Annotated in this window: 19 protein-coding genes; 13 read left to right on the forward strand and 6 right to left on the reverse strand. The window is 63.1% G+C overall.

Annotation, left to right across the window (positions count from 1 at the left end; translation table 11 throughout):
- Positions 1–329: 329 nt before the first annotated feature.
- A complete protein-coding gene (locus GCT13_RS03705; protein WP_152755415.1) occupies positions 330–1,223 on the reverse strand; it encodes a LysR family transcriptional regulator in 894 nt (297 codons plus the stop codon).
- Between the two features lie 99 nt (positions 1,224–1,322).
- On the opposite strand from GCT13_RS03705, the gene GCT13_RS03710 reads away from it, so the two are divergent.
- The 8 genes from GCT13_RS03710 (at position 1,323) to GCT13_RS03745 (ending at position 12,649) form a co-directional block, all read left to right on the forward strand.
- A complete protein-coding gene (locus GCT13_RS03710; protein ID WP_321574171.1) occupies positions 1,323–2,630 on the forward strand; it encodes an MFS transporter in 1,308 nt (435 codons plus the stop codon).
- Between the two features lie 663 nt (positions 2,631–3,293).
- Positions 3,294–3,947 carry a response regulator transcription factor gene (locus GCT13_RS03715; protein WP_152755638.1) on the forward strand — a complete coding sequence of 218 codons (654 nt, stop codon included), beginning with the start codon at positions 3,294–3,296 and terminating at the stop codon, positions 3,945–3,947.
- 123 nt (positions 3,948–4,070) lie between these two features.
- A complete protein-coding gene (locus GCT13_RS03720; RefSeq protein WP_321574172.1) occupies positions 4,071–4,781 on the forward strand; it encodes a response regulator transcription factor in 711 nt (236 codons plus the stop codon).
- 85 nt (positions 4,782–4,866) lie between these two features.
- Positions 4,867–5,508: a response regulator transcription factor gene (locus tag GCT13_RS03725; RefSeq protein ID WP_152755416.1), complete on the forward strand. Its 642-nt coding sequence runs from the start codon at positions 4,867–4,869 to the stop codon at positions 5,506–5,508.
- Positions 5,509–5,722: 214 nt separating this feature from the next.
- The gene (locus GCT13_RS03730) at positions 5,723–6,469 is read left to right on the forward strand and encodes an aquaporin (RefSeq protein WP_152755417.1); all 747 of its coding nucleotides are present in this window, start codon (positions 5,723–5,725) and stop codon (positions 6,467–6,469) included.
- Between the two features lie 115 nt (positions 6,470–6,584).
- A complete protein-coding gene (locus tag GCT13_RS03735; protein WP_227746719.1) occupies positions 6,585–10,940 on the forward strand; it encodes an ATP-binding protein in 4,356 nt (1,451 codons plus the stop codon).
- 157 nt (positions 10,941–11,097) lie between these two features.
- Positions 11,098–11,532, forward strand: a complete 435-nt coding sequence (locus tag GCT13_RS03740) for a CHRD domain-containing protein (RefSeq protein WP_152755419.1) — start codon at positions 11,098–11,100, stop codon at positions 11,530–11,532.
- Between the two features lie 166 nt (positions 11,533–11,698).
- Entirely contained in the window at positions 11,699–12,649 is a 951-nt protein-coding gene (locus GCT13_RS03745) for an alpha/beta hydrolase (RefSeq protein WP_152755420.1), read from the forward strand.
- Here the strand turns inward: GCT13_RS03745 and GCT13_RS03750 are convergent.
- Positions 12,619–13,461, reverse strand: coding sequence for an EcsC family protein (locus GCT13_RS03750; RefSeq protein WP_152755421.1), 843 nt, complete (start codon positions 13,459–13,461; stop codon positions 12,619–12,621). The two genes, GCT13_RS03745 and GCT13_RS03750, sit on opposite strands and share 31 nt — an antisense overlap.
- A 138-nt stretch (positions 13,462–13,599) precedes the next feature.
- Between GCT13_RS03750 and GCT13_RS03755 the strand changes: the two genes are divergently transcribed.
- Entirely contained in the window at positions 13,600–15,195 is a 1,596-nt protein-coding gene (locus tag GCT13_RS03755; protein WP_152755422.1) for an MFS transporter, read from the forward strand.
- Between the two features lie 35 nt (positions 15,196–15,230).
- Positions 15,231–15,701 (forward strand): MarR family winged helix-turn-helix transcriptional regulator, encoded by a 471-nt coding sequence (locus GCT13_RS03760; RefSeq protein WP_152755423.1) that lies wholly within the window; start codon positions 15,231–15,233, stop codon positions 15,699–15,701.
- 96 nt (positions 15,702–15,797) lie between these two features.
- Here GCT13_RS03760 and GCT13_RS03765 read toward each other — a convergent pair whose 3' ends face one another.
- Positions 15,798–17,075, reverse strand: a complete 1,278-nt coding sequence (locus tag GCT13_RS03765; protein WP_152755424.1) for an amino acid deaminase — start codon at positions 17,073–17,075, stop codon at positions 15,798–15,800.
- A gap of 141 nt (positions 17,076–17,216) precedes the next feature.
- Between GCT13_RS03765 and GCT13_RS03770 the strand changes: the two genes are divergently transcribed.
- Genes GCT13_RS03770 through GCT13_RS03780 form a run of 3 tightly spaced genes read left to right on the forward strand, consistent with a single transcriptional unit; the run spans position 17,217 to position 20,044 of the window.
- Positions 17,217–18,107 (forward strand): MurR/RpiR family transcriptional regulator, encoded by an 891-nt coding sequence (locus GCT13_RS03770; RefSeq protein WP_152755425.1) that lies wholly within the window; start codon positions 17,217–17,219, stop codon positions 18,105–18,107.
- Positions 18,108–18,110: 3 nt separating this feature from the next.
- Positions 18,111–19,598 (forward strand): N-acyl-D-amino-acid deacylase family protein, encoded by a 1,488-nt coding sequence (locus tag GCT13_RS03775; protein WP_152755426.1) that lies wholly within the window; start codon positions 18,111–18,113, stop codon positions 19,596–19,598.
- A gap of 59 nt (positions 19,599–19,657) precedes the next feature.
- Positions 19,658–20,044, forward strand: coding sequence for a RidA family protein (locus tag GCT13_RS03780; RefSeq protein ID WP_152755427.1), 387 nt, complete (start codon positions 19,658–19,660; stop codon positions 20,042–20,044).
- A 113-nt stretch (positions 20,045–20,157) separates the two neighbouring features.
- On the opposite strand, the gene queF is transcribed toward GCT13_RS03780, so the two are convergent.
- From queF to ilvA, 3 genes are read right to left on the reverse strand one after another with little or no spacing between them, the layout of a single operon-like run.
- Entirely contained in the window at positions 20,158–20,982 is an 825-nt protein-coding gene (gene queF, locus GCT13_RS03785) for an NADPH-dependent 7-cyano-7-deazaguanine reductase QueF (RefSeq protein ID WP_152755428.1), read from the reverse strand.
- Entirely contained in the window at positions 20,979–21,881 is a 903-nt protein-coding gene (locus tag GCT13_RS03790) for a 5'-nucleotidase (RefSeq protein ID WP_152755429.1), read from the reverse strand. Before GCT13_RS03790 ends, queF begins: the two co-directional genes overlap by 4 nt.
- Positions 21,882–21,899: 18 nt before the next feature.
- Positions 21,900–23,468: a threonine ammonia-lyase, biosynthetic gene (ilvA, locus tag GCT13_RS03795; protein ID WP_321574192.1), complete on the reverse strand. Its 1,569-nt coding sequence runs from the start codon at positions 23,466–23,468 to the stop codon at positions 21,900–21,902.
- Between the last annotated feature and the right edge of the window lie 492 nt (positions 23,469–23,960).

Below are 23,960 nucleotides of genomic sequence, written 5' to 3' on the forward strand. Positions count from 1 at the left end.
GTATGTGACTTATGTCAATCGAATGGCTGCTGCTCTTGTCCGTCCGACGCGCGGCGCCGACAGTGTATTCAAGTTCGCAAAAAGATGCAGAATAGGGGACGGTTTTACCAGGTTTTACGATGTTTTACCAAACCGCTGCCTCGTATGGCTACGCAGTGGCTTCCAACCCGCACACGAACCGCTTGCCGCAGAACCGACAAGCTAGAGCATCACGATGACGCTGGCATTGCAACCATCATAGGAGGCAATGTGCGCGCTTTCAACGAATGCCAGAAGGAATGCCGCACGAAATGCGGTCATTGTTCCGTTAGCGGACACGACCATTGCGTTCATGCAAGCAGCCGTATGAACGCTGCGCGCGCATTGGTGACCAGTGCGCTCTCGCCGGGGCGCGCCGGCAACAGGTGGAATTCGACTGAAGGCAACGGAGGCAGGCCGATGGTCGCCGGACACGGCACCATGCCCGAGCCGATCGACGATTCATTCAGACACGAGATGCCGAGACCTGCCTTCAGCGCGAGTTGAAGCCCGGCCATGCCCGACGCCGAATGCGACACGAGGTACGGCACGTTGCGTTCGTCGAGCAACCTGACGACGAAGCGCTGCAACTGGCATGTCGAAGGCAGCAGCACCAGATGAAAGGGGGCCGCGAGATGCCGCGCATCGGCATCGGCCGACATCGCCCATACGAGCTTCTCGCGCCGCACGACGGTGCTCGGCGCGCGCGCGTTGCCGCTCGTAGCGCGCTTCGTACCCGGCGCCATGATGCGCAGCGACAGGCCGATGTCGAACGTGGTGTCGTCTTCGACGCTGCTGTCGATCATCGCGCTCGGCAGCACGGTCACATGCAGACGCAGGCGCGGATGCTGTTCGGAGAACATCTTCAGCACCCGCGCGACATCGTGCGGACGATAGTAGTCGGTGATCGCGATGCGCAACTCGCCGTCGAGCGAACGGCCTTGCAGGTCTTCGAACGCCGCTTCGCTCATCGCCAGAATGCGGCGCGCGTGGTCGAGCAGCTTCGTGCCCGCCGGCGTCGCGGTGACGCCTTGCTTGCCGCGCAGGAAAAGAGGCTGGCCGGCGCGCTCTTCGAGCTTCTTCAATTGCTCGCTCACCGACGATTGCGACAGGAACACGCGTTCCGCACCCGCCGACACGCTGCCCGCTTCCGCGACGGCGACGAAGGTGCGCAACTGCGCGAGGTCGAACGCACGCTGGTTCATGTTTCGGATTCTCCGATGGATGGCATCTCATTTTCCCGCTTTTCCGATTGATCGTCCAACCCTACGATAGCCGTCAATGGGACTGATGCGGAGACAATCGTGGGGCAAGTAGTTGATGCAATTGGAAGTTCAGGCGTCGTGCGCGCCAATCATCGATGGAAGGTGCTCGGCGTCGGCTTTGCGGCGAACGCGAGCTTTTCTGCAGCGTTCTCGGGCATTCCGACGACGGCGGTTTTTCTGCGCCACGGCTATCACATCGGCAATGGCGGACTGGGTATCGTGCTCGGCATGCTGGGCCTTGGGATCGCGCTCAGCGAACTGCCGTGGGGGCTGCTCACCGATCGCTGGGGCGACCGGCGCGTGTTGCTGCTCGGCCTGCTGACGACGGCGGCGGCGCTCGCCGCGATGGCGGGCTTTGTCGTGCCGCGGGGCGCGGGCGCGCCGGGCATCGTGTCGCTTGCGCTCGGACTGCTTGCGGTCGGGCTGCTCGGCGGAAGCGTCAACGGGTCGAGCGGGCGCGCGGTGATGGCGTGGTTTCGCCAAGGCGAGCGCGGACTCGCGATGAGCATCCGGCAAACGGCCGTGCCCGCAGGCGGAGGGCTCGGCGCGATGATGCTGCCGTCGCTCGCCGCGCATGTTGGGTTCGTCGCTGTGTATGGCGTGCTCGCTGCGTTGTGCGCCGTGACGGCTTGGTTCGCATGGCGCTGGCTGCATGAGCCGCCCGTCGCGGCCGCGGGCGCAACGCATCAAGCGGCCATCGACGACGAAAGCGCGGCTTCGCAGCCACAGCCTGTTTCGCCGCTGCGCGACATCGGCGTGTGGCGCGTGGCGCTGGGTATCGGCGTGTTGTGCGTGCCGCAACTCGCCGTCGTCACGTTCGCGACGGTCTTTCTGCACGACTTCGGCCACGCAGGCGTGTTCGCGATCAGCACGACGATGGCCGCCGTGCAGACGGGCGCGGCCGTCGCGCGCGTGTGGAGCGGCCGATGGACTGACCGGCACGGCAACAGGCGCCAGTACATGCGCGCCTGCAGTGTGCTGACGGCGCTGCTCTTCGCATTGCTTGCGCTGATCGCCGCGGGTGTGGGTGGCAGGCACGGATGGATGACCGTCGCGCTCGCGGTGATGATCGTGCTCGGTGGCGTGAGCGCCTCTGCCTGGCATGGCGTGGCCTATACCGAACTCGCGACGCTCGCCGGCACGCGCCGCGCGGGCACGGCTCTCGCAATGGGCAACACATGCGCGTTCACGACGCTGTTCGTCACGCCGCTCGCGATTCCTCCGCTGCTCGCGGTGACGTCGTGGCCAGCCGTGTGGGCGATTGCGAGCGCTTGCGCGTTGCTTGCGTTGCCGGTGTTTCCGCGCCCGTCGCGTGCTGCAGGATATGGATCGCGTGTCAGGGCGTGATCGTCGAGTTGCATTTCCCGGATTCTGGTTTAGGCGTTCAGCCACGTGCTGAACGTTTTTTTATTTCGGTTATTGGTTTATGCGCTGTTGATCGAATTAATCTGGTGACTGAAAAGCCTTCCGTTGAGTCTGAATTGTCTGTCATGAAAGTCAGATTTATTTTAGAAGTTGGTTTTTCTGATTCGTGCTTCTAGGGGGCTTTCTCTTTCGGGCGTATATTCAGCGACCGTGAAGATGCGAGTCGCCTATTTTTTAATGTCGAATCCAAGCGTACCTAGGCAGGACGCCATGAATGAGGCGCACTAAGCGTTACGGCTCCGTGCGTCAACTGTGTTCATGCTCCCGCTTCCTAACAGACGTTTTGAAATTTCGGAAAAGATTCGCTGAAAATGGATAAGCGTATTCAGCGCAAAATCGTTTGAAAGCGGTAATTCTCAACGAAATTTTCAAATTATCTTTGAATCAGACATTGATTCGGAACTCTCTGATATTCCATTTTTACGGCGGATGTTTTGATTCTGTTCGTCGGAACGTGATTCGTTATATGTCGCAAGCGTAGCCGTAAAGCGGGCCAGTTTCGACGGTTACTTTGAAAGAGGCGTTTCGGCGCTGACAGATATAAACCAATAACAGGGCAAGGCGGCAACAGTGAACCTTCGAGTCATGCTGGCAGACGATCACCGGTTTGTTCTGCTCGGTATCCGGGCCACTCTGATGGCGCAAGGAGGCTTCACTGTCGTCGGTGAGGCGACGAGTCCTTCGTCACTCGTGCAACTGATGGAGAAGACGCCATGCGACGTGCTCGTCACGGACCTGACCATGCCCGAATCGTCGGGCGACTCCGACGACGGGCTGCGGCTCATTCGGCGCATTCGCACGCGCTGGCCGGAAGTGCGCATCGTCGTGCTGACAAGTCTGACCAACGCCGCCATTCTCCGCTCGATCATGTCGGACGGCGTGATAGGCATGCTCAACAAGAGCGAATCGATGGACGAACTCGCGTCGGCCATCCGCGCAGCCGGCATGAGTCGCTCATACGTCAGCCGGTCGATCCTGCAAACCCTGGCGGACGCGAGCGGCGAGCCGCTTGGCATGTCGCCCATGCGCCATCTGTCGCCGCGTCAGGCAGAAGTCATTCGGATGTTCGTGCGCGGCAAGTCGATCTCGGAGATTGCTCGCGAACTCGGGCGCGATGTCAGGACGATCAGCCGGCAGAAGCGCGACGCGATGGCGAAACTCGGCGTCAGCAACGACCCTGGGCTCTTCGCGTTCGTGCGCGCATATGGTCTTGTACAGAGACGTATAACGGATTGCTAAATAATGATCAGATTTGTCACTTTCAGAGAACTCTTATGTCTGCGTGCAGTTGAATGTCTGATTCTCGCGGGCATTGCGCCCACTACATCGATACCAAGCTAGAGCACAGGAGGGACCCACGTCGTGAACATCAGAAAGGACGTGACACTGCCGATCCGCACCATCATCGCCGACGATCATCCGCTCGTCCTGCTCGCGATGGAGAACTTGATGTCGGGTTTTCCGAACATCGAGCTGGTGGGCAAAGCAACAGACTCATCCGAACTGTTCGCCGAGGCGCAGCGCGTCGAATGTGATCTCGTCGTCATGGATCTGCATATGCCGGGCGGCACCCATGGCGATGGTGTCGAAATGGTCCGTCGTTTCAGGGAGCGTCATCCTGATGTGGTCGTCGTCGTATTGACCATGGAGATCGTGGCCGAGATGCTGCAAAAAGTGATCGGGCTTGGCGTGGGTGCCGTGATCAGCAAGCGCGATCGCATCGATCTCATTCACGTGGCGATCGTTACGGCGCTGGCGCGCGAATGCTATGTCGGTCCAGCGATTCGTGCGCTGCTGGCCGAAGCCACGCTGTCGCGCCGCATCGACTATGTACGACAGGTTCTATCGAGACGCGAACTCGAAGTGCTGACGCACTACGCGTCGGGACGCGGCGTGACCGAGATCGCGCTGAGGCTCGGACGAAGCGTCAAGACAATTAGCGCGCAGAAATGCACGGCGATGCGCAAGCTGTCGCTGCAAAGCGATGCCGATCTGTTCAGGTTCGCAGTCGAGCATGGTCTCGTGCCTAGCGACCAATCAGACGCTGAAGGACGGATGGCCGCAAGAGCCTGACGCACTGGCATTGCGAACGTGGCAAGGCGACCTCCGCGGGGAAGCGCGATATGCGACGGCGGTCGACTAACAAGAATACAAAAAGATGGAAAACAAGATTCGCGTCATCGTGGCCGATGACCACGCCTGTGTGCGCGATGGCATCCGGTTTTTACTCAATCAGATCACGCATGTGTCGATCGTCGGCGAAGCGGCCGATACGCAAGGACTCGCCGATTTGCTCGATTCGTGCGCGTGTGACGTCGTCGTGTCGGATATCGGCATGCCGGGTATCGACGGCGAGAGCAATGCGATCCAGTTTCTGAGACGTTTGTTGTATCACGCGCCACAATTGCCCGTCGTGGTGCTCACCATGATCCATCAGGCGTCCATCCTGGTGGGCTTGCTGCAGCATGGCGTTGCGGCCGTCGTCGACAAGCGCGACATCACGTCGTCGCTCGTTCATGCAATCGACGCTGCACTGACCGGGCAGGGCTACCTGTCCGATCACGCCCGCACGGCGATCGCGCAGGCGGGCACGCCTCAGCCCAGGGTGGGTGTCATAAGTGCACGCGAGTGGAAAGTGTTCACGATGTACGTAAGCGGCATGACGATCGGTCAGATTGCCGTCAGGCTCAACCGCAGCGCCAAGACGATCAGCACGCAAAAGCGCAACGCGATGCGCAAATTGGGGCTGGAAACGGAAGCCGACGTCATCGATTACGCCTGTCAGATCGGGCTCACGTGAGCGCATTTCGCGAGCCTCAAGTGGCCTTTGAACGTGCTGCCGATTTTCGGAGTTGTCTGATTCCGCCTTTACTCAGCCAAGCAAACAATTCTCTGTTGTCCCCGATTCGCGGGGCGTGGCGCCATGCCATTGATTCGCCATGCAAATCAATCGACACCGAGCGCATCAATGAGACCAGCCCGTCTTATCGGGTGGCGCAGTTACGGGAGGATGCATGTCAGGGCTGGGGAAGCGGTTGATCGTCGAGGGTGCCGGAACGGCGTGGCTCGTATTCGTGGGTTGCGGCACGGCTGTTCTCAATGCGGGCGCGCAAGGCAGCAGCATGCTGGTCGTGCCGCTCGCATTCGGATTTGCGCTGGCTACGGCGACCTATGTGTTCGGGCGTTTTTCAGGCGCTCATTTCAATCCCGCCGTCACTGTCGGTTTCGTGACGGCTCAGCGTTTTCCCGTTCGCGATCTCGCTCCGTATATCGCCGCGCAGGTTCTCGGCGCGATCGCTGGCGCCGCGTTGCTTGCCTATATCGCAGGCGGCCGGCCCGGCTTCGCACTTGCGGCTAGCGAGTTTGGCGCCAACGGATACGGTGATCACTCTCCCGCCGACTTTCAATTTCACTCGGCTTTGGCCGTCGAACTGGCGATGTCCTTCGCGTTCGTCATGGCGCGCATGCTGACGTCGGACGGCAGGGCGGCGAGATTGCTTGGTCCACTGGTCACAGGCATGTGGCTGGCGTTGAGCTACATCGTCGCGACACCTGTGACCAACGCGTCGCTCAATCCCGCGCGTTCGACGGGGCCGGCGCTCTTTGTCGGCGATTGGGCGCTCGACCAGTTGTGGCTGTTCTGGGCGGCGCCGCTGGCGGGCGGCGTGCTCGCAGGCCTGCTGCATTCGTATCTGCTACATCATCCGCACGATGCGCTTGCGCCTTCTTCGCGCGGGGACAGGCACGGCGAGTCGGCGTGAGTGCACGGTTATGCTTTCGTCGTGCGTTTCCACCCGTTCGCTTCCCGGCTTCGCATTCGGCGCCACGCTGATCCGCATCTGCCGAGCACTCGTGAGCAGCCTCGCGTTGTTGTCGATGCTGTGCGGCCGACCGGCGTACGCGGCACCTGGTCACGATCCGCTCGCGTTCCCATCGAGGCTGGTTGTCGGCGTGCTTGCAAACGGCTGGTCGCCATTCGAGATGTTTCAGGAGGGCAAGCTCGCCGGCCTGAGCGTCGACTATCTGCATGCGGTTGTCGGACCGGACACGAAGATCGAGACGAAGGCCTTTCCGGACATGGAGCAACTGCTCGCGGCGGCATGTTCGAACCGGGTCGACGTGCTGATGAGCATCGCTCGCACACCGGAGCGTGAGCATTGCCTGTCGTTCTCGGTGCCTTACTTTCGCGGTACGACTTCTGCTGTGACGCTTGCCAGCAATGTGCTGGTGTTGTCCGGCCAGACGCAGGTCCAGAACGCGCGTGTCGCCGTCGAACGCGGCTTTGCAACCAGTTCGGTGTTGCGTGAGCGATTTCCGCACGCCCGGATCGATTCCTTCGCCGACACGTCATCGGCGTTGCGGGCGATCAAACAGGGCGGCGACGATGTCTACTTCGGCTTCACTCCCGCCGTGCGGCATTACCTTGCCGATCCCGAATTTCGCAGCCTGAGCGTTGCATTCGAGGAAACCGGCCAGTTCAGCGAGATGCGCTTCGCGGTGCCTGTTGCGAGGAGCGATCTGCGAGATAAGCTGGACCTTGGACTCGCAGCGATGCAACCAGAAGACGAAGCCGCCATCCGGGCGCGCTGGCTCGGCGGCGGCTTCGACACACGGCCTGCCTCGGCGGTGTCCAATCTCGTGCTGAGCCGCGAAGAGCAGGCCTGGCTTCAGTCGCTGCCGCCGTTGTCGGTTGGCTTCGACAGCGACTGGGCCCCATTCAGTACGCTCGACGAAATGGGCAGACCATCAGGCGTCGCCGCCGACTACCTCGACTATCTGGGCCGCACGCTTGGCGTCACCTTCCATCGTGCGCCTGCAAAGGACTGGTTCGCGACGCTTGCCGACTTTGGCCGCGGCAACGTCGCGGTGCTCGCCACCGCCACGCGCAACGATCCGCGGCTACCGCGAGCGGCCTTTAGCCAGGCATACGAATCCTATCCGCTCGTCATCGTGGCGCGCGAAAGCGAGCCGGCCGCGCGCAGTCTCAACGATTTCTCGTCGCGCCGTGTGATGGTGTCGGCGCATACCCAGGGTGCGGTGCCGTTTCATCTGTATGGCGTGCCTGCGGCGCGCGTGACCGTTACCGCGAGGCTGGGCGAGGCCTTGAAGGCGCTGGCCTCCGGCCGCGCCGATGCGCTGGTCGGCAATGTCGCCGAAGTCGATGCCGCGCTCACGCAGCAATATGCTGGCGTGCTGAAGATCGTCGGTACAGTGCGCGAACCGGACGCGGTGGGCTTCGCTGTCCGTCAGGACCTCGCGCCGCTGGCCGGGCTGATCGACCGCGCATTGCTCGCGATGCCGGCGTCGGAGCGGCAGCGTATCCGTCAGAAGTGGGTGACGGGCGACGTCCACGCGCAGGGCGCCTGGAGCGTGACCGCGCTGCGACTGTTGCCCGTGCTGATCGGTATCGGCGTCGTGCTGCTGGTGACGCTGCGGGCGTATGTGATGTTGCAGCGTGAAGTCACCCGGCGCGAGCGCACGGAGCACGAACTCGAGTCGCAACTGAACTTCCAGCAAACGATGATGGAGATGATGCCGTATCCGCTTGTCGCGAAGGATTTGCGCGGGCGCTACATCGCCGTCAATCGTGCCTACGAGGAAGCGACCGGGCTCAGACGCAACGCGGTCATGGCCCGCACGAGCGCCGACGTCCGCGCGTGGGGCGAGGACAACAGCGTGCGTCTCGAACAGCTGACGCATGACGCGCTGGCGAGTGGGATACCTACGCAGATCGAGCTCGAATTCGAAGACCCCGACGGCGATACCCGGCACGGCCTGTTCTGCGTGCGCGTTTGCAACGGAGCCGACGGTACGCCTTCGTGTGTGCTGGGCACGGTCGTCGACATCACCGACATTCGCCGCGCCGAAATGCTTGCGAGCGAAACGCAGCGGCGTCTCGTCGACGTGACGGCGTCGCTGCCAGCCGTGGTGTTCCAGTTGCGCCGCGGGCTCGATGGCAAATACACGTTCCCCTACGTCGGCGGCGATACGAAGCATCTGCTCGGCTACGACAGCGCAGCCCTGATGCGCACAGGCGCACTCGATTTCGCCACCATCTGCGTGGACGACCGGCCGGTTGTCGTCTCGGAACTCGAACGCTCCGCGGAATTATCGGCGCCCGTGCACCTGGAATTCCGGATCGACGGGCCGACCGAGCAGCGCTGGGTCCGCGCTGAACTCGTGCCGCGCCTCGAGCCTTCGGGCGCGACTGTCTGGAGCGGCTATTGGGTCGACGCGAGCATCGAGCGGTTGCGGGCCGACGAACTGGCGCACGCGCGCGACCTGGCCGAAGCGGCTTCGCGAGCGAAAGACGACTTCCTCGCGATGATGAGCCACGAAATCCGTACGCCGATGAACGGCGTGCTCGGCCTCGTCGAAGTGCTGGAGCGCACGCGGCTCGAAGCCGATCAGGGCGAGATGCTCCGCATGATTCACGAGTCGGCGGGCGCGCTGCTGCAAATTCTCGATGACCTGCTCGACTACTCGAAGATCGAAGCGGGACGGCTGACCATCGAATCGGAGCCGATCGACTTGCGCGATCTCGTCGACACGGCAGTTGGCTTGCTGGCAGGACGCGCACATGAGAAAGGCCTGAAAGTGCGCGTCGACATCGAGCCTCAGGTGGCCGCGACGCTGCGCGGCGACAGTGTTCGTCTGCGACAAATCCTGTTTAATCTGCTCGGCAACGCGATCAAGTTCACGCCTCAAGGTGAGGTCGACGTGCGCGTCGTAGTGGTCGAGCAGAACGAGGCAGGGCAGACGGTCGAGATCACCGTCGACGATACGGGTATCGGCATCGCGCCCGAAGTGCAGGCGCGGCTGTTCGAGCCGTTCGTGCAGGCGGAGTCGTCGACGACGCGGCGCTTCGGCGGCACGGGCCTCGGCCTGACGATCTGCCGTAAGCTGGTTGCGTTGATGGGCGGCACGCTCACGTTGTCCAGTACGCAAGGCAAAGGCACGCGCATGAAGTTGCGGCTGCTGATGCCGCTCGAAACGGAGCACTACACGGCGGGCGGATTGCGCGGCAAGCGCGGGATCGTCGCGACAGCCGATGCGGCTGTCGCCCAGGCGCTGATCCACTTCGGCGCGGCGCTCGGCATCGATTTGCATTGCGCAGATCCGGAGCGAGCGCAACTGAGCGATCAGCGAGCGCTGCGCGGTATGGATCTGGTTTTTGTCGACGTTGGCGTTGAAGTGCCCGCAGCCGTCGAGCAGTCCGGCGCGAAGGTCGTCGTCTTGACAGAAAAGCCCAAGCCGACGGGCTACCGGATCGTCGACAACGCGGTGCGCGTGAGCATTAATCCGATCTCATGGCGCGGCCTGAGCGCGGCATGCGCCGCGGCGCTGACGGGACTGTCGCCCGCGCCGGCGCGTGAGCCAGGCGAGGCCGAGGCGGGCGTCGTTGCGCCGCCGGACCGGGAACGCGCGATCGCAAGCGGTCGGCTCGTGCTCGTCGCCGAAGATCATCCCGTGAACCAGGAACTGATCCGTCATCAACTGGCGCTGCTCGGCTTTGCCTGCGATGTCGTCAACGATGGTGCCGAAGCCCTCGAAGCGCTCGGCTCGACACCGTACGGCTTTCTCATTACCGACTGCCACATGCCGCGGATGTCCGGCTACGAACTCGCGCGAGCAGTTCGCGAGAAAGAGGCGCTGACAGGCGCGCGGCTGCCGATTCTCGGCATCACCGCGAACACCGCGCCGGAAGATCTGAAGGCGTGCCGCGACGCCGGTATGGACGATTGCCTCATCAAGCCGACGCGGCTCGCCACGTTGCGCGAATACCTGAGCCGTTGGTTCGGTGCGGACAGCTCGCGTACCGGCATGCCCGGCGAGGCGTCAGGCGTCCCGGTTGCCGACCCGCGGCCCGAGAATGCCGACAGCATGACGTTCGTCCCCGTCGATCTCAGCCAGCTGACCCAGGTTTGGGGCAGCGAATCGACGGTGAAGTCATTGCTCGATGCGTTCGTGTCCGCGGTGCGCGACGACATGCGCGCGTTGCCGGCGCTGCTGCACGAGCCGGATGTCGCGGAGCTGCGGCAATGGCATCACCGCGTCGCTGGCGCCGTTGGCGTGTTGCAGTATCCGCCGTTGCTCCGCGCGCTCGAACACTATCGTCGGCAGTTGACCGTTGCACCGCCCGAGACGCTGCGCAGTGAAGGCCTCGCCCTCGCGCGTATGTGCAATGCGATGCTCGACGGCATCGAAGTTCAGGCTGCGCTGCTTGCCTGACGTCCCTTTTTCTCCCGCCTGGCAAGGCTTTACGTTGCTGCGTGTGCGTCACACGCAGTGCTGCGATTTGCACTAGTATGTGCTGGCGCTACGTGCGGCATCGCATCGACAACCATGCCGATGCGCCGATGCCGCGTGCAAAGACTCGGAGAAAACAATGATTGAAATTCGAAAGCTGAGCTTGGTGGCTGTGCTGTGGGCGCTGGCGTCGGGAGTTGCGCTTGCGGATACGGTCGAATTGAAGGCCGACCTCGAACCGTCGAGCGAAGTGCCTCCGCGCGTGAGTCACGGACACGGCACACTGGACGCCACTTTCGATACTTCGACCAAAACCTTCAAATGGACGGCAACGTACGAGGGCTTGTCGGGTCCTGTGACGATGGCGCACTTCCATGGCCCGGCCCCCGTCGGTCAGAACGCGAAGGTGCAGGTTCCGATCGACAAGAGCGCGTTGGCCAGCCCGATCAAAGGTTCGGCGACGCTGACCGAACAGCAGGTCACTGACCTCATGGCGGGGCAGTGGTATTTCAACGTTCACACCGCGCAGAATCCGTCGGGTGAAATTCGCGGCCAGCTCCTGCCGGCGAATTGAACGGACGCATTCGCCGGAGCCATCTACGCCGTCTCCTGCGTTCGTACCTTTTCAAGCGGCGCGCGCCCGTTTGCGACGCCAATAAACCCGCCTTCGAGTCTCGTTCGACGGAAGTCAGCCAAAAGCCACGTACCATGACGCTTAAACGTCGATGGAGGCCATTCCGATGAGCTGGCAAAGCGCCTTGGCGTGCTGGTTTCTGCGCCGTCAGTTTCATCCGCAGACGCGGCATTCGACGATCAGCGCCGAACGCGCGCGCAAGATGACAGCGAAGCGCGCTTATACGCCGCGCGTGCCGCCCGGCTGGGCGTTGCACGAACAATATCGCGAGCAGGACTGGCCGTTGCGCGGCGAATGGCTCACGCGCGCCGACGGCCAGTACGCGGCAACGATCCTGTATCTGCATGGCGGCGGCTACTACTTCTGCTCGCCGCAGACGCATCGCGCGGCTTCCTTCGGCCTCGCCACGCGCAGCGACGCGCGCGTCTTCTCGCTCGATTACCGGCTCGCTCCGGAGCACCCGTTTCCTGCCGCGCTCGACGATGCGCTCGCCGCCTATCGACATCTGCTCGAAGAAGGGACGAAGCCGGAATCGATCGTGATCGCGGGCGATTCAGCGGGCGGCGGTCTCGCGCTCGCGACGCTCGTCGCGTTGCGCGATGCAGGCAATTCGCTGCCCGCGGGCGCGGTCCTGTTTTCTCCGTGGACCGATCTGGCCGCGACAGGCGCGTCGCTGGAAACCAATGATGGCATCGATCCGATGTTTCATGGTCCGTCCGTCGCGCGCGCGGCAAAGCTTTATCTGGGCGGCACGCCTGCGACGCATCCTTACGCTTCGCCGCTCTACGCGGACCTGAGCGGTTTGCCGCCGCTCTTCATGCAGGTGAGCAGCACGGAAGTCCTGCTCGACGATTCACGCCGCGTCGCGGACAAGGCGCGCACGGCGGGCGTCGACGTCGACTTCGAAATCTGGCGCAAGATGCCGCACGTATGGCAGCTATGGGTGCCGTTCATCCCGGAGGCGGGCCGCTCGCTCGATCTCGCCGCCCGTTTCGTCCGGCGCGTGACGGGCGCGCGGGGCAACCTTCATCCGTCGAGCGAAACGTCGATTGCCTGATAGGCCGCCTGGACGGCCTCCGGGCCGTACTGGCGCTCCAGCCTGCGCACGGTGAAGTGGCCGTGCGCGACCTGCTGGAAGTGATCGATGAAAACGGTGTTCACCATCGCGCCGAGCACCGCGCCGATCGCCGGAATCGACTTGGCCGCAATCTGTTCGCTGACCTGCACCGAGAAGCGCGACGCGATCGTGCTCATGAGGCGCAGCAGCGCCGCCGAGCCTTGTGTGGTGAATCCCTTCGTCGCGATCTCCGACGACGCCTTCGATACCGCCTGGGCCAGAGCGCCGCGCATGATGAAATAGCCGTAGTCGGCGTCGTCATCGGCTTTCGACGTGCCACCCATGCCGAGCACCGTCAGACATTGCAGCTGCGTATCGATCGACGTCAGATCCTCGCCCTCGCTGCGCGCGACATCGCAGATCGAGCGGAACATCAGCGTCGTCGTGACGGGCAGTTCGACGGGCAGCGCGAGCATTCCAAATGCGCCGCCCGCGGCGCCCGTCGTCGCGACGGCGAACTTGTGCAGCAGATTGCTCGGCCGTTCGCTGACGCCGAGCGGCGCGCCGCCGATCGGCCGCCCGAGCGTGCGCAGCGCGATCTGCAGACATTTGCGCAGCGCGAGTTGCGTCGCGTCGTTGACCTTGTCGCTGGCCATCGACGGCATGCGCGCGATCAGTTTTTCCAGCGGCGCCCCGACGATGCCCGCCAGTTTCATCGCCAGCGCGGGGCTTTCGAGTTCGTGCCTGGCGCGGCGCAGCGCGGCGAGGTCGTCGGTGGAAAGCGGTGTGGCGGCAAGCGTGGCTGGATTCATGAATCTCCCTGACTTCGTCTGATGACGATTTTCTTACGCATTCCTGGCGAAAACGGCACGTCGATGCACGCAGGATTAGAACCATTCGGCGTGGTATGATTCAGTATCGTTGACTCGTCAACAGTTGCACCATCAAAAATGGCCGTACACACTGCCGCTCACCATTCGAGTGGGCAAGTTTTACCGTTCCGGGAATCGCTGCTGGCGATGCTCGGCGTCTCTTTCGTGTCGATGCTCGTCGCGCTCGACCAGACAGTAGTCGGCACCGCGCTGCCCACGATCGTCGCTGACCTGAAAGGCTTCGAGCTCTACGCATGGGTCGCGACATCCTATCTGCTGACGTCGGTGATCACCGTGCCGATTTTCGGCCGCCTCGGCGACTACTACGGGCGCAAGCCGTTCGTCATTGCGTCGATCGTCGTATTCACGGCGGCTTCGGTGCTATGCGGCGCCGCGCACGACATGCTGTTCCTCGTGATCGCGCGCGGCTTGCAGGGCATCGGCGGCGGCATGCTGGTCGGCACCGCGTTCGCGTGCATTCCCGATCTGTTCCCTGATTCCGTGGTTCGCCTGCGCTGGCAGGTGCTGATGAGTTCGGCGTTCGGAATCGCGAATGCCGTCGGCCCGTCGCTCGGCGGTTTTCTGACGCAGTACTACGGCTGGCGCTCGGTGTTCTACGTGAACCTGCCCGTCGGCCTGCTGTCGCTGGTCTTCGTATGGCGATATCTGCCGCACCTGCGGCACGTCGTGCACGAAGGCAAGATGCGGCTCGACTGGCCGGGCGCGCTGTTGATCGCGCTGTCACTCGGCAGCTTGCAACTTTTTGTCGAGCTTCTGCCGAAGCATGGCGTCACGGCATCGGCCGTTGCGTTGCTCGCAATCAGCGTCGTGAGCGCGATTGCGCTGTGGCAGTGGGAAAAGCGCTTCTCGCAAGCGATTCTTCCCATCGACATGTTCCGCAACCGGAGCCTTTCCGCGCTCTTCATTCTGGCCGTGCTGGGCGGCTTCGCGATGTTCTCGCTGCTGTTCTACGCGCCGCTGCTGTTTCAGGGCGGCTTCGGCATGATGCCGAACGAGGCGGGCCTCGTGATCACGCCGCTCGTCGTGTTCATCACGATTGGCAGCATCGCGAACGGACGCGTCGTGTCGCGCATACCGAATCCGAATGTGATGCTGTACATCGGCTTTGCGCTGTTCGCGGCGGCATCGCTGGGCGTGGTGGTCGCCACGCGCTCGATGCCGCACTGGCTGTTGATGCTGTTCATGACGCTGGGCGGCCTCGGTCTCGGCTTCGTGTTGCCGAATCTCACCGTGTTCGCGCAGCAGACGGCGGGCCGCGAGCACCTCGGCATTGCGACGGCGCTGCTGCAATCGCTGCGGATGATCGGCGGCATGATCGGCACGGCGCTGACGGGCACGCTCGTCACGCATATGTACGCGAGCGGCGTGCGCAATGCACTCGATGCCGATCACGCGAGCCAGTGGTTCGCCAATCTCGGCGATCCGCAGATTCTCGTCAATCGCGACGGACAGCACACGCTTTTGAATGAACTCGCGCGCGCAGGGCACAATGGCGCGGTGCTGCTGGAGTCGGCGCGCGAATCGCTGGTCGGCGCGATCCATATGGGTCTCGCGCTGGGTGCGCTGGTCGCCGTGTTTGCGATCTGGCAGAGCCATCGCGTTCCGCCCGTCAGGCTGCGCAAGCAGATCGAGCCGGTCGTCCACGTCGACTGACCGGTGTTTCAGCGCTTCGGAGTCGTAGAAAGATCATGGAAGAACAGGACCGCGTCGCTATCCTTCAACAGTTCGGCCGCACGTATCGGGCGTTCATGTCCGCGTTCGAAACGCGTGTCGGTCATCCGCTGCCGCGCTGGCGCATTCTGCTCGCGCTGTACGAACAGGCGGGCGAGTCGTCGCAGAAGAAACTGGTCGAGCGCTTGCGCGTCGATCCGGGCGCGCTGACGCGTCAACTGAAGTCGCTGGAGGCAATGGGCTGGATCGCGCGCAGCATGGACGAGCGCGATAACCGCATCACGAACGTCAAGCTCACCGACGAAGGCCGTGCCGCAATCGAAACGAGTCTGCCGAATCGCAATGCGTTCCTGCATGACACGATGGCCGCCTTGCCGGACGACGTGCTGGCGGGATTGGCGAGCGCGCTGACGATGCTTGAGGCGCGCATCGGCGAAGTGGTGACGGCCGCGTCCGCTGATACCGAAGCCACGGCCGCAGGACGTTGAGCGGCTGAAGAGAGCGGCGCATGCGGTGACACGAAGCGAGTGTCGCGCAGCGCCGCTCCAATCGAAGCACCCGTCGAAGAACCGATCGAAGAAAAATCAGAAGAACGTTTCGATCACATCCGTCACGCGATACGAAGGATCGAGCACGAGCACCTGACGCCACTTGTCGAACGTCAGGCACGGATGCGAGATGTCGAACGCGATCATGTCGCCGACCTTGAGATCGGCGCCTGCGGGAATCCGCAGATACGCGTGCTGATCCATCATGCCGAAAATTTCCCAGCCTTCGTCAGCGGCGACATCGCGCGGCGCCTGCGTGCCCGGACGATAGTGCTTCGCGGGTTCCGGATAGCCAGCGTCGAATGCTGAGTCACGCTTGCCGAGGCCGATGATCGCGCGGTCCGGTTCGGGTATCGACTGCACGTAGGCCCACAGATGCAGCGCGGGCAGCAAGCCTTCGCCCATCCGCTTCGCGACGGGATTGCGCCTGAATATGTCCGTCTGCGCCTTGCGATAGATGCCGACGTCGTGTGTCAGATAGCAGCCCGGACGCAGCACGATCTCGATGCGGTCCTTGCGCGAAGCCTTCGCGAATTCTTCCGCGACGACGTCGTACCATGCCGATCCCGCACCCGACAGCACAGCGGGCGTGCGCGCAAAGCGCCCCTGATCGGACAGATCGAGCGTGAGCCTGACGGCGCTGCGCAGAAAGTCGCGCACTTCCTGTTCTTCCTTCAGCACGCCTTCGTACAGTTCGACGCCCGCGAGCTTCAGCGAATCCGGATAACGCGCAATCGCGTCGAGCACGGCGTGGGTCTGCGCGTCATCGCGCACGCCCGTGCGGCCGCCCGGCACACCGAGCTCCACCAGCACCTGCAACTGCTTCTTCACCGAGCCGAAGAACTTGCCGAGCTGCTCGACACCTTCGACGGAATCCACGAGACAGAAGAACTCGAAGTCGGGATCGCTCAGCAACTCGGCGATCATCAGCATGTTGCGCTTGCCGACCAGCTGGTTCGCCATCAGCACACGCGAGATGCCGCCGTGATACGCGGCGCGCACCTGATGCGCGGTCGCGAGCGTGATGCCCCATGCGCCCGTTTCGATCTGGCGGCGGAACAGTTGCGGCGCCATCGTCGTCTTGCCGTGCGGCGCGAGCTTCACGCCGTATTCGGCGACGAACTTCTGCATCCAGTTCAGGTTGTGCTCGATGCGGTCCGCGTACAGAACGGCGGCCGGAAGGCTTACGTCCTCGTCGAGCAGATTCCATTCGAGACGCGCGGCGTCCGCAAGCTGGATACTCGTGCCCGGCACATTGCCCAAGCCCTTGCTATAAGGATCGATCGTCGCTCCCTGATAGTTTGTAACTTTCATGTCACGCTGCTCCATCATCCGGTTAAATCGAATCGAAGTTGACTTTACCATGTTACAGAAAGTACGATGACTGATGAAATGTTATTTAGTACCACGCATCCGGCAGCCGATGTTACCGGCGCTGCGTGGTGCGCGCGAGCGATGAATTCCACAGCCGAACCCGTTGCCTTCGACATCGTCGCGCGCATCGCCGAATGCGCGCCCGAGTTGCGCTCGGCGGAGCGCAAGGTGGCGGCGCTGATCCTCGACGATCTGATGAGCGCATCGCGCGCCAGCATCGGCGCGTTGGCCGAGCGGGCGGAAGTGAGCGTCGCGACGGTCACGCGTTTCGCGAAAGCGGTTGGCTGCCGGGACGTGCGCGAACTGAAACTGCGGCTCGCGCAGGCGGCCGCCGTCGGCCAGCGCTTCCTGCAACCGGGCGCGCAGCCCGACACGCCGGAGCCGCTCGCGACACGCGTGTTCGACGAGTTGCAGACGGCGCTCGCGCACAACCATCACCTGCTGTGCCAGGCGCCCATTGCGCAAGCCGCTGCCGCCTTGCGCGAAGCGCGGATGATCTACGTGTTCGGCATGGGCGGCGGCTCGACGGCGCTCGCCGACGAAATGCGCTTTCGGCTCGTGCGTCTGGGCCGGCCGGTCGCGACGTATCAGGATGGGCTGTTGCAACGCATGGTGGCATCGACGGTATCGCGCGACACCGTGGTGATCGCGCTTTCGACGACGGGCCGCGTGCCGGAGATGGTCGACAGTTGTCGCATTGCGCGCAGCTACGGCGCGACGCTCATCACGGTGACGGCGCCCGCGTCGCCGCTTGCAAAGCTCGCCGACTGGCTGATCCCCATCGTCGCGTTTGAAACCGATTTCATCTACAAGCCGTCGTCGTCGCGCTACGCGATGATGATGGCACTCGACGTGCTCGTCACCGAACTGGCCCTGAGTCTCGGCGACGAGAGCCGCGAACTGCTGCGCCGCATGAAGCATGCGCTCGATGCGCATCGCGGCGGCGGCGACCGACAACCGTTAGGAGACTGATCCATGCATTCGCACCCCGAAGCCGCCGATACGCTGATCGTCGGCGCGCAAATGTACGATGGCACGGGCGCGCCGCCTGTCGAGCGCGACGTGGCGATACGCAATGGGAAGATCGTCGCGATCGGCAATCTGTCGAACTGGCTGGCCGAAGAAGTAATCGAGGCGAACGGCCGCGCGCTCGCGCCGGGCTTCATCGACGTTCACACACACGACGACACGCATGTGATCCGCTCGCCGCAAATGCTGCCGAAGATCACGCAAGGCGTGACGACGGTCATCGTCGGCAACTGCGGGATCAGTGCGTCACCCGTGTCGCTGAAGGGCGATCCGCCCGATCCGATGAACCTGCTCGGCGAGCGCGATGCGTTCCAGTATCCGACCTTCGCCGCGTATGTCGATGCGGTGAATGCGGCGAAGCCGTCGGTGAACGTGAGCGCGCTGATCGGGCACACGGCGCTGCGCAACAACCATATGGACCGGCTCGATCGCGCGGCGACGCCGCAGGAAATCGACGGCATGCGCGCGCAGCTCGAAGAGGCGCTCGCGAACGGCGCGCTCGGCTTGAGCTCGGGTCTCGCATATGGCTCTGCATTCGCCGCGCCGACTGAAGAAGTGATGGCGCTTGCCGAACCGCTTGCGGCGGCGGGCGCGTTGTACACGACGCACATGCGCACGGAGTTCGACGCGATTCTCGACGCAATGGACGAGGCGTATCGGATCGGCAAGCACGCGCGCGTGCCCGTGGTCATTTCACATCTGAAGTGCGCGGGGCCGTCCAACTGGGGGCGCAGCGTCGAGGTGCTCGGATCGCTCGAAGGCGCGCGCCGGCTGCATCCCGTGGGCTGCGACTGCTATCCGTACAACCGCAGTTCGTCGACGCTCGATCTCAAGCAGGTGACGGGCGATATCGACATCACGATCACGTGGTCGACGCCTCATCCCGAGATGGCGGGAAAGACGGTGAAGGACATCGCGGCCGAGTGGGGCGTGACGCAGCAGGAAGCCGCGAAGCGCCTGCAGCCGGCTGGCGCCGTGTATCACAACATGTCCGAGGACGACGTGCGGCGCATCCTCTCGCATCCGGCGACGATGGTCGGCTCCGATGGCTTGCCGAACGATCCCCTGCCGCATCCGCGTCTGTGGGGCGCGTTTCCGCGCGTGCTCGGACACTATGCGCGCGACCAGCAGCTGATTCCGCTCGAAGAAGCGATCCGCAAGATGACGAGCCTGTCGGCGCGGCGCTTCGGCTTGAACGATCGCGGTGAAGTGCATATCGGCTATCACGCCGATCTCGTGCTGTTCGACCCGGCGCGCGTGCGCGATGCGGCGACGTTCGACAAACCGCAGCAGGCCGCCGATGGCATCGACGCCGTGTGGGTGAATGGCGTGCTGTCGTATCTCGACGGCAAGCCGACGGGCGAACGCGCGGGCAAGTTCGTCGCGCGTGGAGCGACAGCGGCATCGCGTGCGGCGTTGTCCGACGCATTTTGAATTTTGGATTGATGCGTTCGCATTGGTTGCGAACGCGCTTACATGACAGGAGTTGAACGATGAAGCGTTATGGCGTTGAAGGTGGCAAAGGCACGGGCGGTCAGGTGATGCCGTTCGCGCGTGCGGTCGAAGCGGATGGCTGGCTGTTCGTGTCGGGGCAGACGCCGATGGAGAACGGCGAAGTGATCAACGGCGGGATCGTCGAGCAATCGCGCAAGGCGATTCAGAACGTGCTCGCTATTCTGGCCGAGGCGGGATACGGGCCTGAGCACGTCGTGCGTTGCGGTGTTTGGCTCGACGATCCGCGCGACTTTGCTTCTTTCAACAAGGTATTCAAGGAGTACTTCGGCGCGAATCCGCCCGCGCGCGCTTGTGTCGTTTCGTCGATGGTGATCGACTGCAAGGTCGAAGTGGATTGCGTCGCTTATAAGAAGCCTGCGGCTTGAGGTTTGGTGTTTGGCTGTTTGCTTTGCCCTTATCGCCGGCATCCGCGAGGCGCCTCGCGGATGCCGGCGCCAAGCCATAAAAGCCAAAACAAAAAGCGTCGCAGACAAAAAGCTCACTGCCGCGCAGTGCGCAGATTATCCGGCATCGGCAGATTGAAGTTCGTGCGGAACGGATTGATGTCGAGCCCACCGCGCCGCGTATAGCGCGCATACACGGCCAGCTTCATCGGCTGACAAACCTTCAGCACATCGGTAAAGATCTTTTCGACGCACTGCTCGTGGAACCCCGTATGGTTCCGATAAGAAATGATGTATCGAAGCAGCGAAGCGTGATCGATCTGCGGCCCGACGTAATGAATCTGCACGGAGCCCCAATCGGGCTGTCCCGTTACCGGGCAATTGGATTTCAGCAGATTGGAGAACAAGGTCTCTTCGACAGGCGCCTCATCCAGTGCGGCCTTCAGCAAACCGGCATCCGGCTGATAAATCTCGGCTTCGAGATCGAGCCGATCCAGCGAAGTCCCTTCGAACTCATCGAGCCCGAGCTTCGAAAACTCCGCGGGTGGATAGAGATGCAACGACACGGAAGCGCCACACGCGGCGGACACATCGCGCTTGATGGTATCGCGCACGACATCGATCGAATCGAATGAAGTCTGCGCAAAAGACCCGAGATACAGCTTGAACGATTTCGACTCGACGATATTCGGCGAATCCGCCGGAATATAGAAAGTCGCAATCGCGATCTGCGGCTTGCCGCGCGCGTTGAGCCACGACAACTCATACGCGTTCCAGATGTCCGTGCCGAAGAAAGGCAACGTCGCGCCGATGCCGATCTGATCGCGCGCATTCTTCCGCGCAATCGGAAAGAGCAGCGTTGCGTCGTACTGTTCGGTATAGGTGGCCGGTTTGCCCAGCGGAGATTGTTCGGGTGTCATGATGCGTTCACGATGCCACTCACGACATGCCCGATCGCTGTCACGTCACGGGCCGATTCGCAGTGGCGAATTTGATCGTCGAAGAAAAAGTCCGGCTCGAACTCGCGCAGAAACGCGCTCTTGTCGAGCCCGCCAAGAAACATCGCTTCGTCGATTTCAATGTTCCAGGCCATCAGCGTGCGGATCGCCCGCTCATGCGCGGGCGCCGAGCGCGCCGTCACGAGTGCCGTGCGAATGTGCATCGGCGCGGCTTCGTCGGCTAGCGTCTGCAAGCGGTGCAAGGCCTTCAGCAACGGCTTCAGCGGTCCGTCGGCGAGCGGCAAATCCTTGTTGTCGATCTCATGACCGACGAATGCCCGCAAGCCATCGCTCTGAAACACGCGCTCCGCTTCGTCGGAAAAGAGCACGGCGTCGCCGTCGAACGCGATGCGAATTTCGTCCGGATACTTGCTCGCCATTTTCGCCGATTCGGGCAAAACGCGCGCAGCGGGAAATCCCGCCGCCAGCGCATCGCGCACGTCGTCCTGATTCGCGGACAGAAACAGCGACGCATTCAGCGGCTTCAGATACGCAAACGGCGCGCGGCCGCGCGTGAACACGCCGCGCTCGATCGCAAGCCCATGCTCGCGGCACGAGCTGAATGCCCGCAAGCCGCTGATGGGATCGCTGCGCGACAGTATCACCACTTCCACGCGATGCGCGCCCGCGTTCAGCGCGAGCAGCTTGCGAATCAGCCCAAACGCGACGCCGGGCTTGGCCGGCACGTTCAGCCGCTCGCGCTGCAGCCCTTCGTAGGCGCGCAGATCGCCATCCTCGTACACGCGGTTCTCTTCCTCGAAATCGAACAGCGCGCGCGAGGAGATCGCCACCACCAGCTTGTCGTTCAGCGAAAAGGCCATGCGTCAAATGGACATGCGTCAGGCGAGGAACAGTCGATACACCGGGTTCGCCGTCTCTTCCCAGTACGGATAACCGAGCGTCGCGAGGAAGCGCGCGAATTCCGCGTCTTCCGCCGACGGCACCTGAATGCCGACGAGGATCGAGCTATAGTCCGCGCCCTGGTTCCGGTAGTGGAAGAGGCTGATGTTCCAGTTCGGCGCCATCGACGACAGGAACTTCATCAGCGCGCCCGGCCGCTCGGGAAACTCGAAGCGGAACAGGCGCTCGTCGTGCGCGAGCGGCGAGCGTCCGCCGACCATGTAGCGGATGTGCTGCTTCGACAGTTCGTCGCCTGTCAGATCGACGGTCGCGAAACCGTGCTCCTCGAAGGCGCTGGCGATCTGCGCCGATTCGCTGCGGTTGCGGATCTGCACGCCGACGAAGATATGGGCGGACTTCGCGTCCGCAATACGGTAGTTGAACTCGGTGACGCTGCGCGTGCCCACCAGTTCGCAGAAGCGCTTGAAGCTGCCGCGCTCTTCCGGAATCGTCACGGCGAACACGGCCTCGCGTGCCTCGCCCACTTCCGCGCGTTCCGCGACGAAGCGCATGCGGTCGAAATTCATGTTCGCGCCGGACGTGACGGCAATCAACGTCTGGTTCTCGATGCCTTCGCGCTCCGCATACTGCTTCGCGCCCGCGACGGCCAGCGAGCCCGCCGGCTCCAGCACGCTGCGCGTGTCCTGGAAGACGTCCTTGATCGCGGCGCACAGCGCGTCGGTGTTCACCGTCAGCACATCGTCGAGATACGCCTGGCACAGGCGGAACGTCTCTTCGCCGACGAGCTTCACGGCCGTGCCGTCCGAGAACAGGCCGACTTCGTTCAGCGTCACGCGCTTGCCCGCCTTCAGCGATTGCGCCATCGCGCACGAGTCGTCGGTCTGCACGCCGATCACCTTGATCTCCGGGCGCACCGATTTCACATACGCCGCGATGCCCGCCGCGAGACCGCCGCCGCCGATGGGAACGAAGATCGCGTGAATCGGCGCCTGATGCTGGCTCAGGATTTCCATCGCGACCGTGCCCTGGCCGGCGATCACATATTCATCGTCGAACGGATGCACGAACGTCAGGCCTTGCTGTTCCTGCAACTTCACTGCGTGCGCGTAGGCATCGCTATACGATTCGCCCGCCTGCACGACTTCGACGGTCGGCCCTCCATGCGCGCGCACGGCATCGACTTTCACTTGCGGCGTCGTCACGGGCACGACGATGATCGCCTTCACGCCCATGCGGGCCGCCGACAGCGCGACGCCCTGCGCATGATTGCCCGCCGAGGCAGTGATCACGCCGCGCGCGAGGGCGTCGGCGGGAATGTGCGCCATCTTGTTGTACGCGCCGCGCACCTTGAAAGAGAAGACGGGCTGATTGTCTTCGCGCTTCAGGTAAATGGCGTTGCGCAACCGTGCGGACAGATTCCGCGCATGTTCGAGTTCGGTCTCACGCGCAACGTCGTAGACGCGGGCGGTGAGGATTTTCTTCAGATAGTCGTGGGAAGCCATGCGGATCGCGCGCGATGCGCTTTTGTGGGACGGGAAAGGATCAATGATAGCGCCAACGGCCTGCCCCGACGCACCTGATCCGGCATTAGGCCGTGGGGTTTCGCCGTATTCACGCAGCCAGTCGGCCGACCGGACGGTCGGAAAATCCCGCGCGGCCTGATGCGGGCGACGATGCATTTCGGGCGCGTCGCCGTCTGGCAGTTTCGCGGCGAATTCTGGCAGGCTGACGCGCAAAGGCTTGTCACGCGGACATCCGGGCGTCAACGCGCGCGGGGATCATGCGGTAGAATCGTGTTTTGGAAAAGGATCAGATGATGCATTGGCAGCCTCGGATCGCCCATTTGATGCCCGTCCCGCGTGAGGCTCGCCCCGCGGCGCAGCGGCACGTGCGGCATGCACGATCGTGTAGCTGTATCTGAGCGCCGCGACGCGACCGGCCATCTATGTTCTCGCCATGTCCCCGGCGATCCCGGGCACAGGCCGCCGGTCGAGGCTTCGCACACTATAGAAAGATTTCCAGCATTGCGCCCCACGCGC

Origin of the sequence: Paraburkholderia franconis (genome assembly GCF_009362735.1) — a bacterium.
GTDB lineage: Bacteria > Pseudomonadota > Gammaproteobacteria > Burkholderiales > Burkholderiaceae > Paraburkholderia > Paraburkholderia franconis.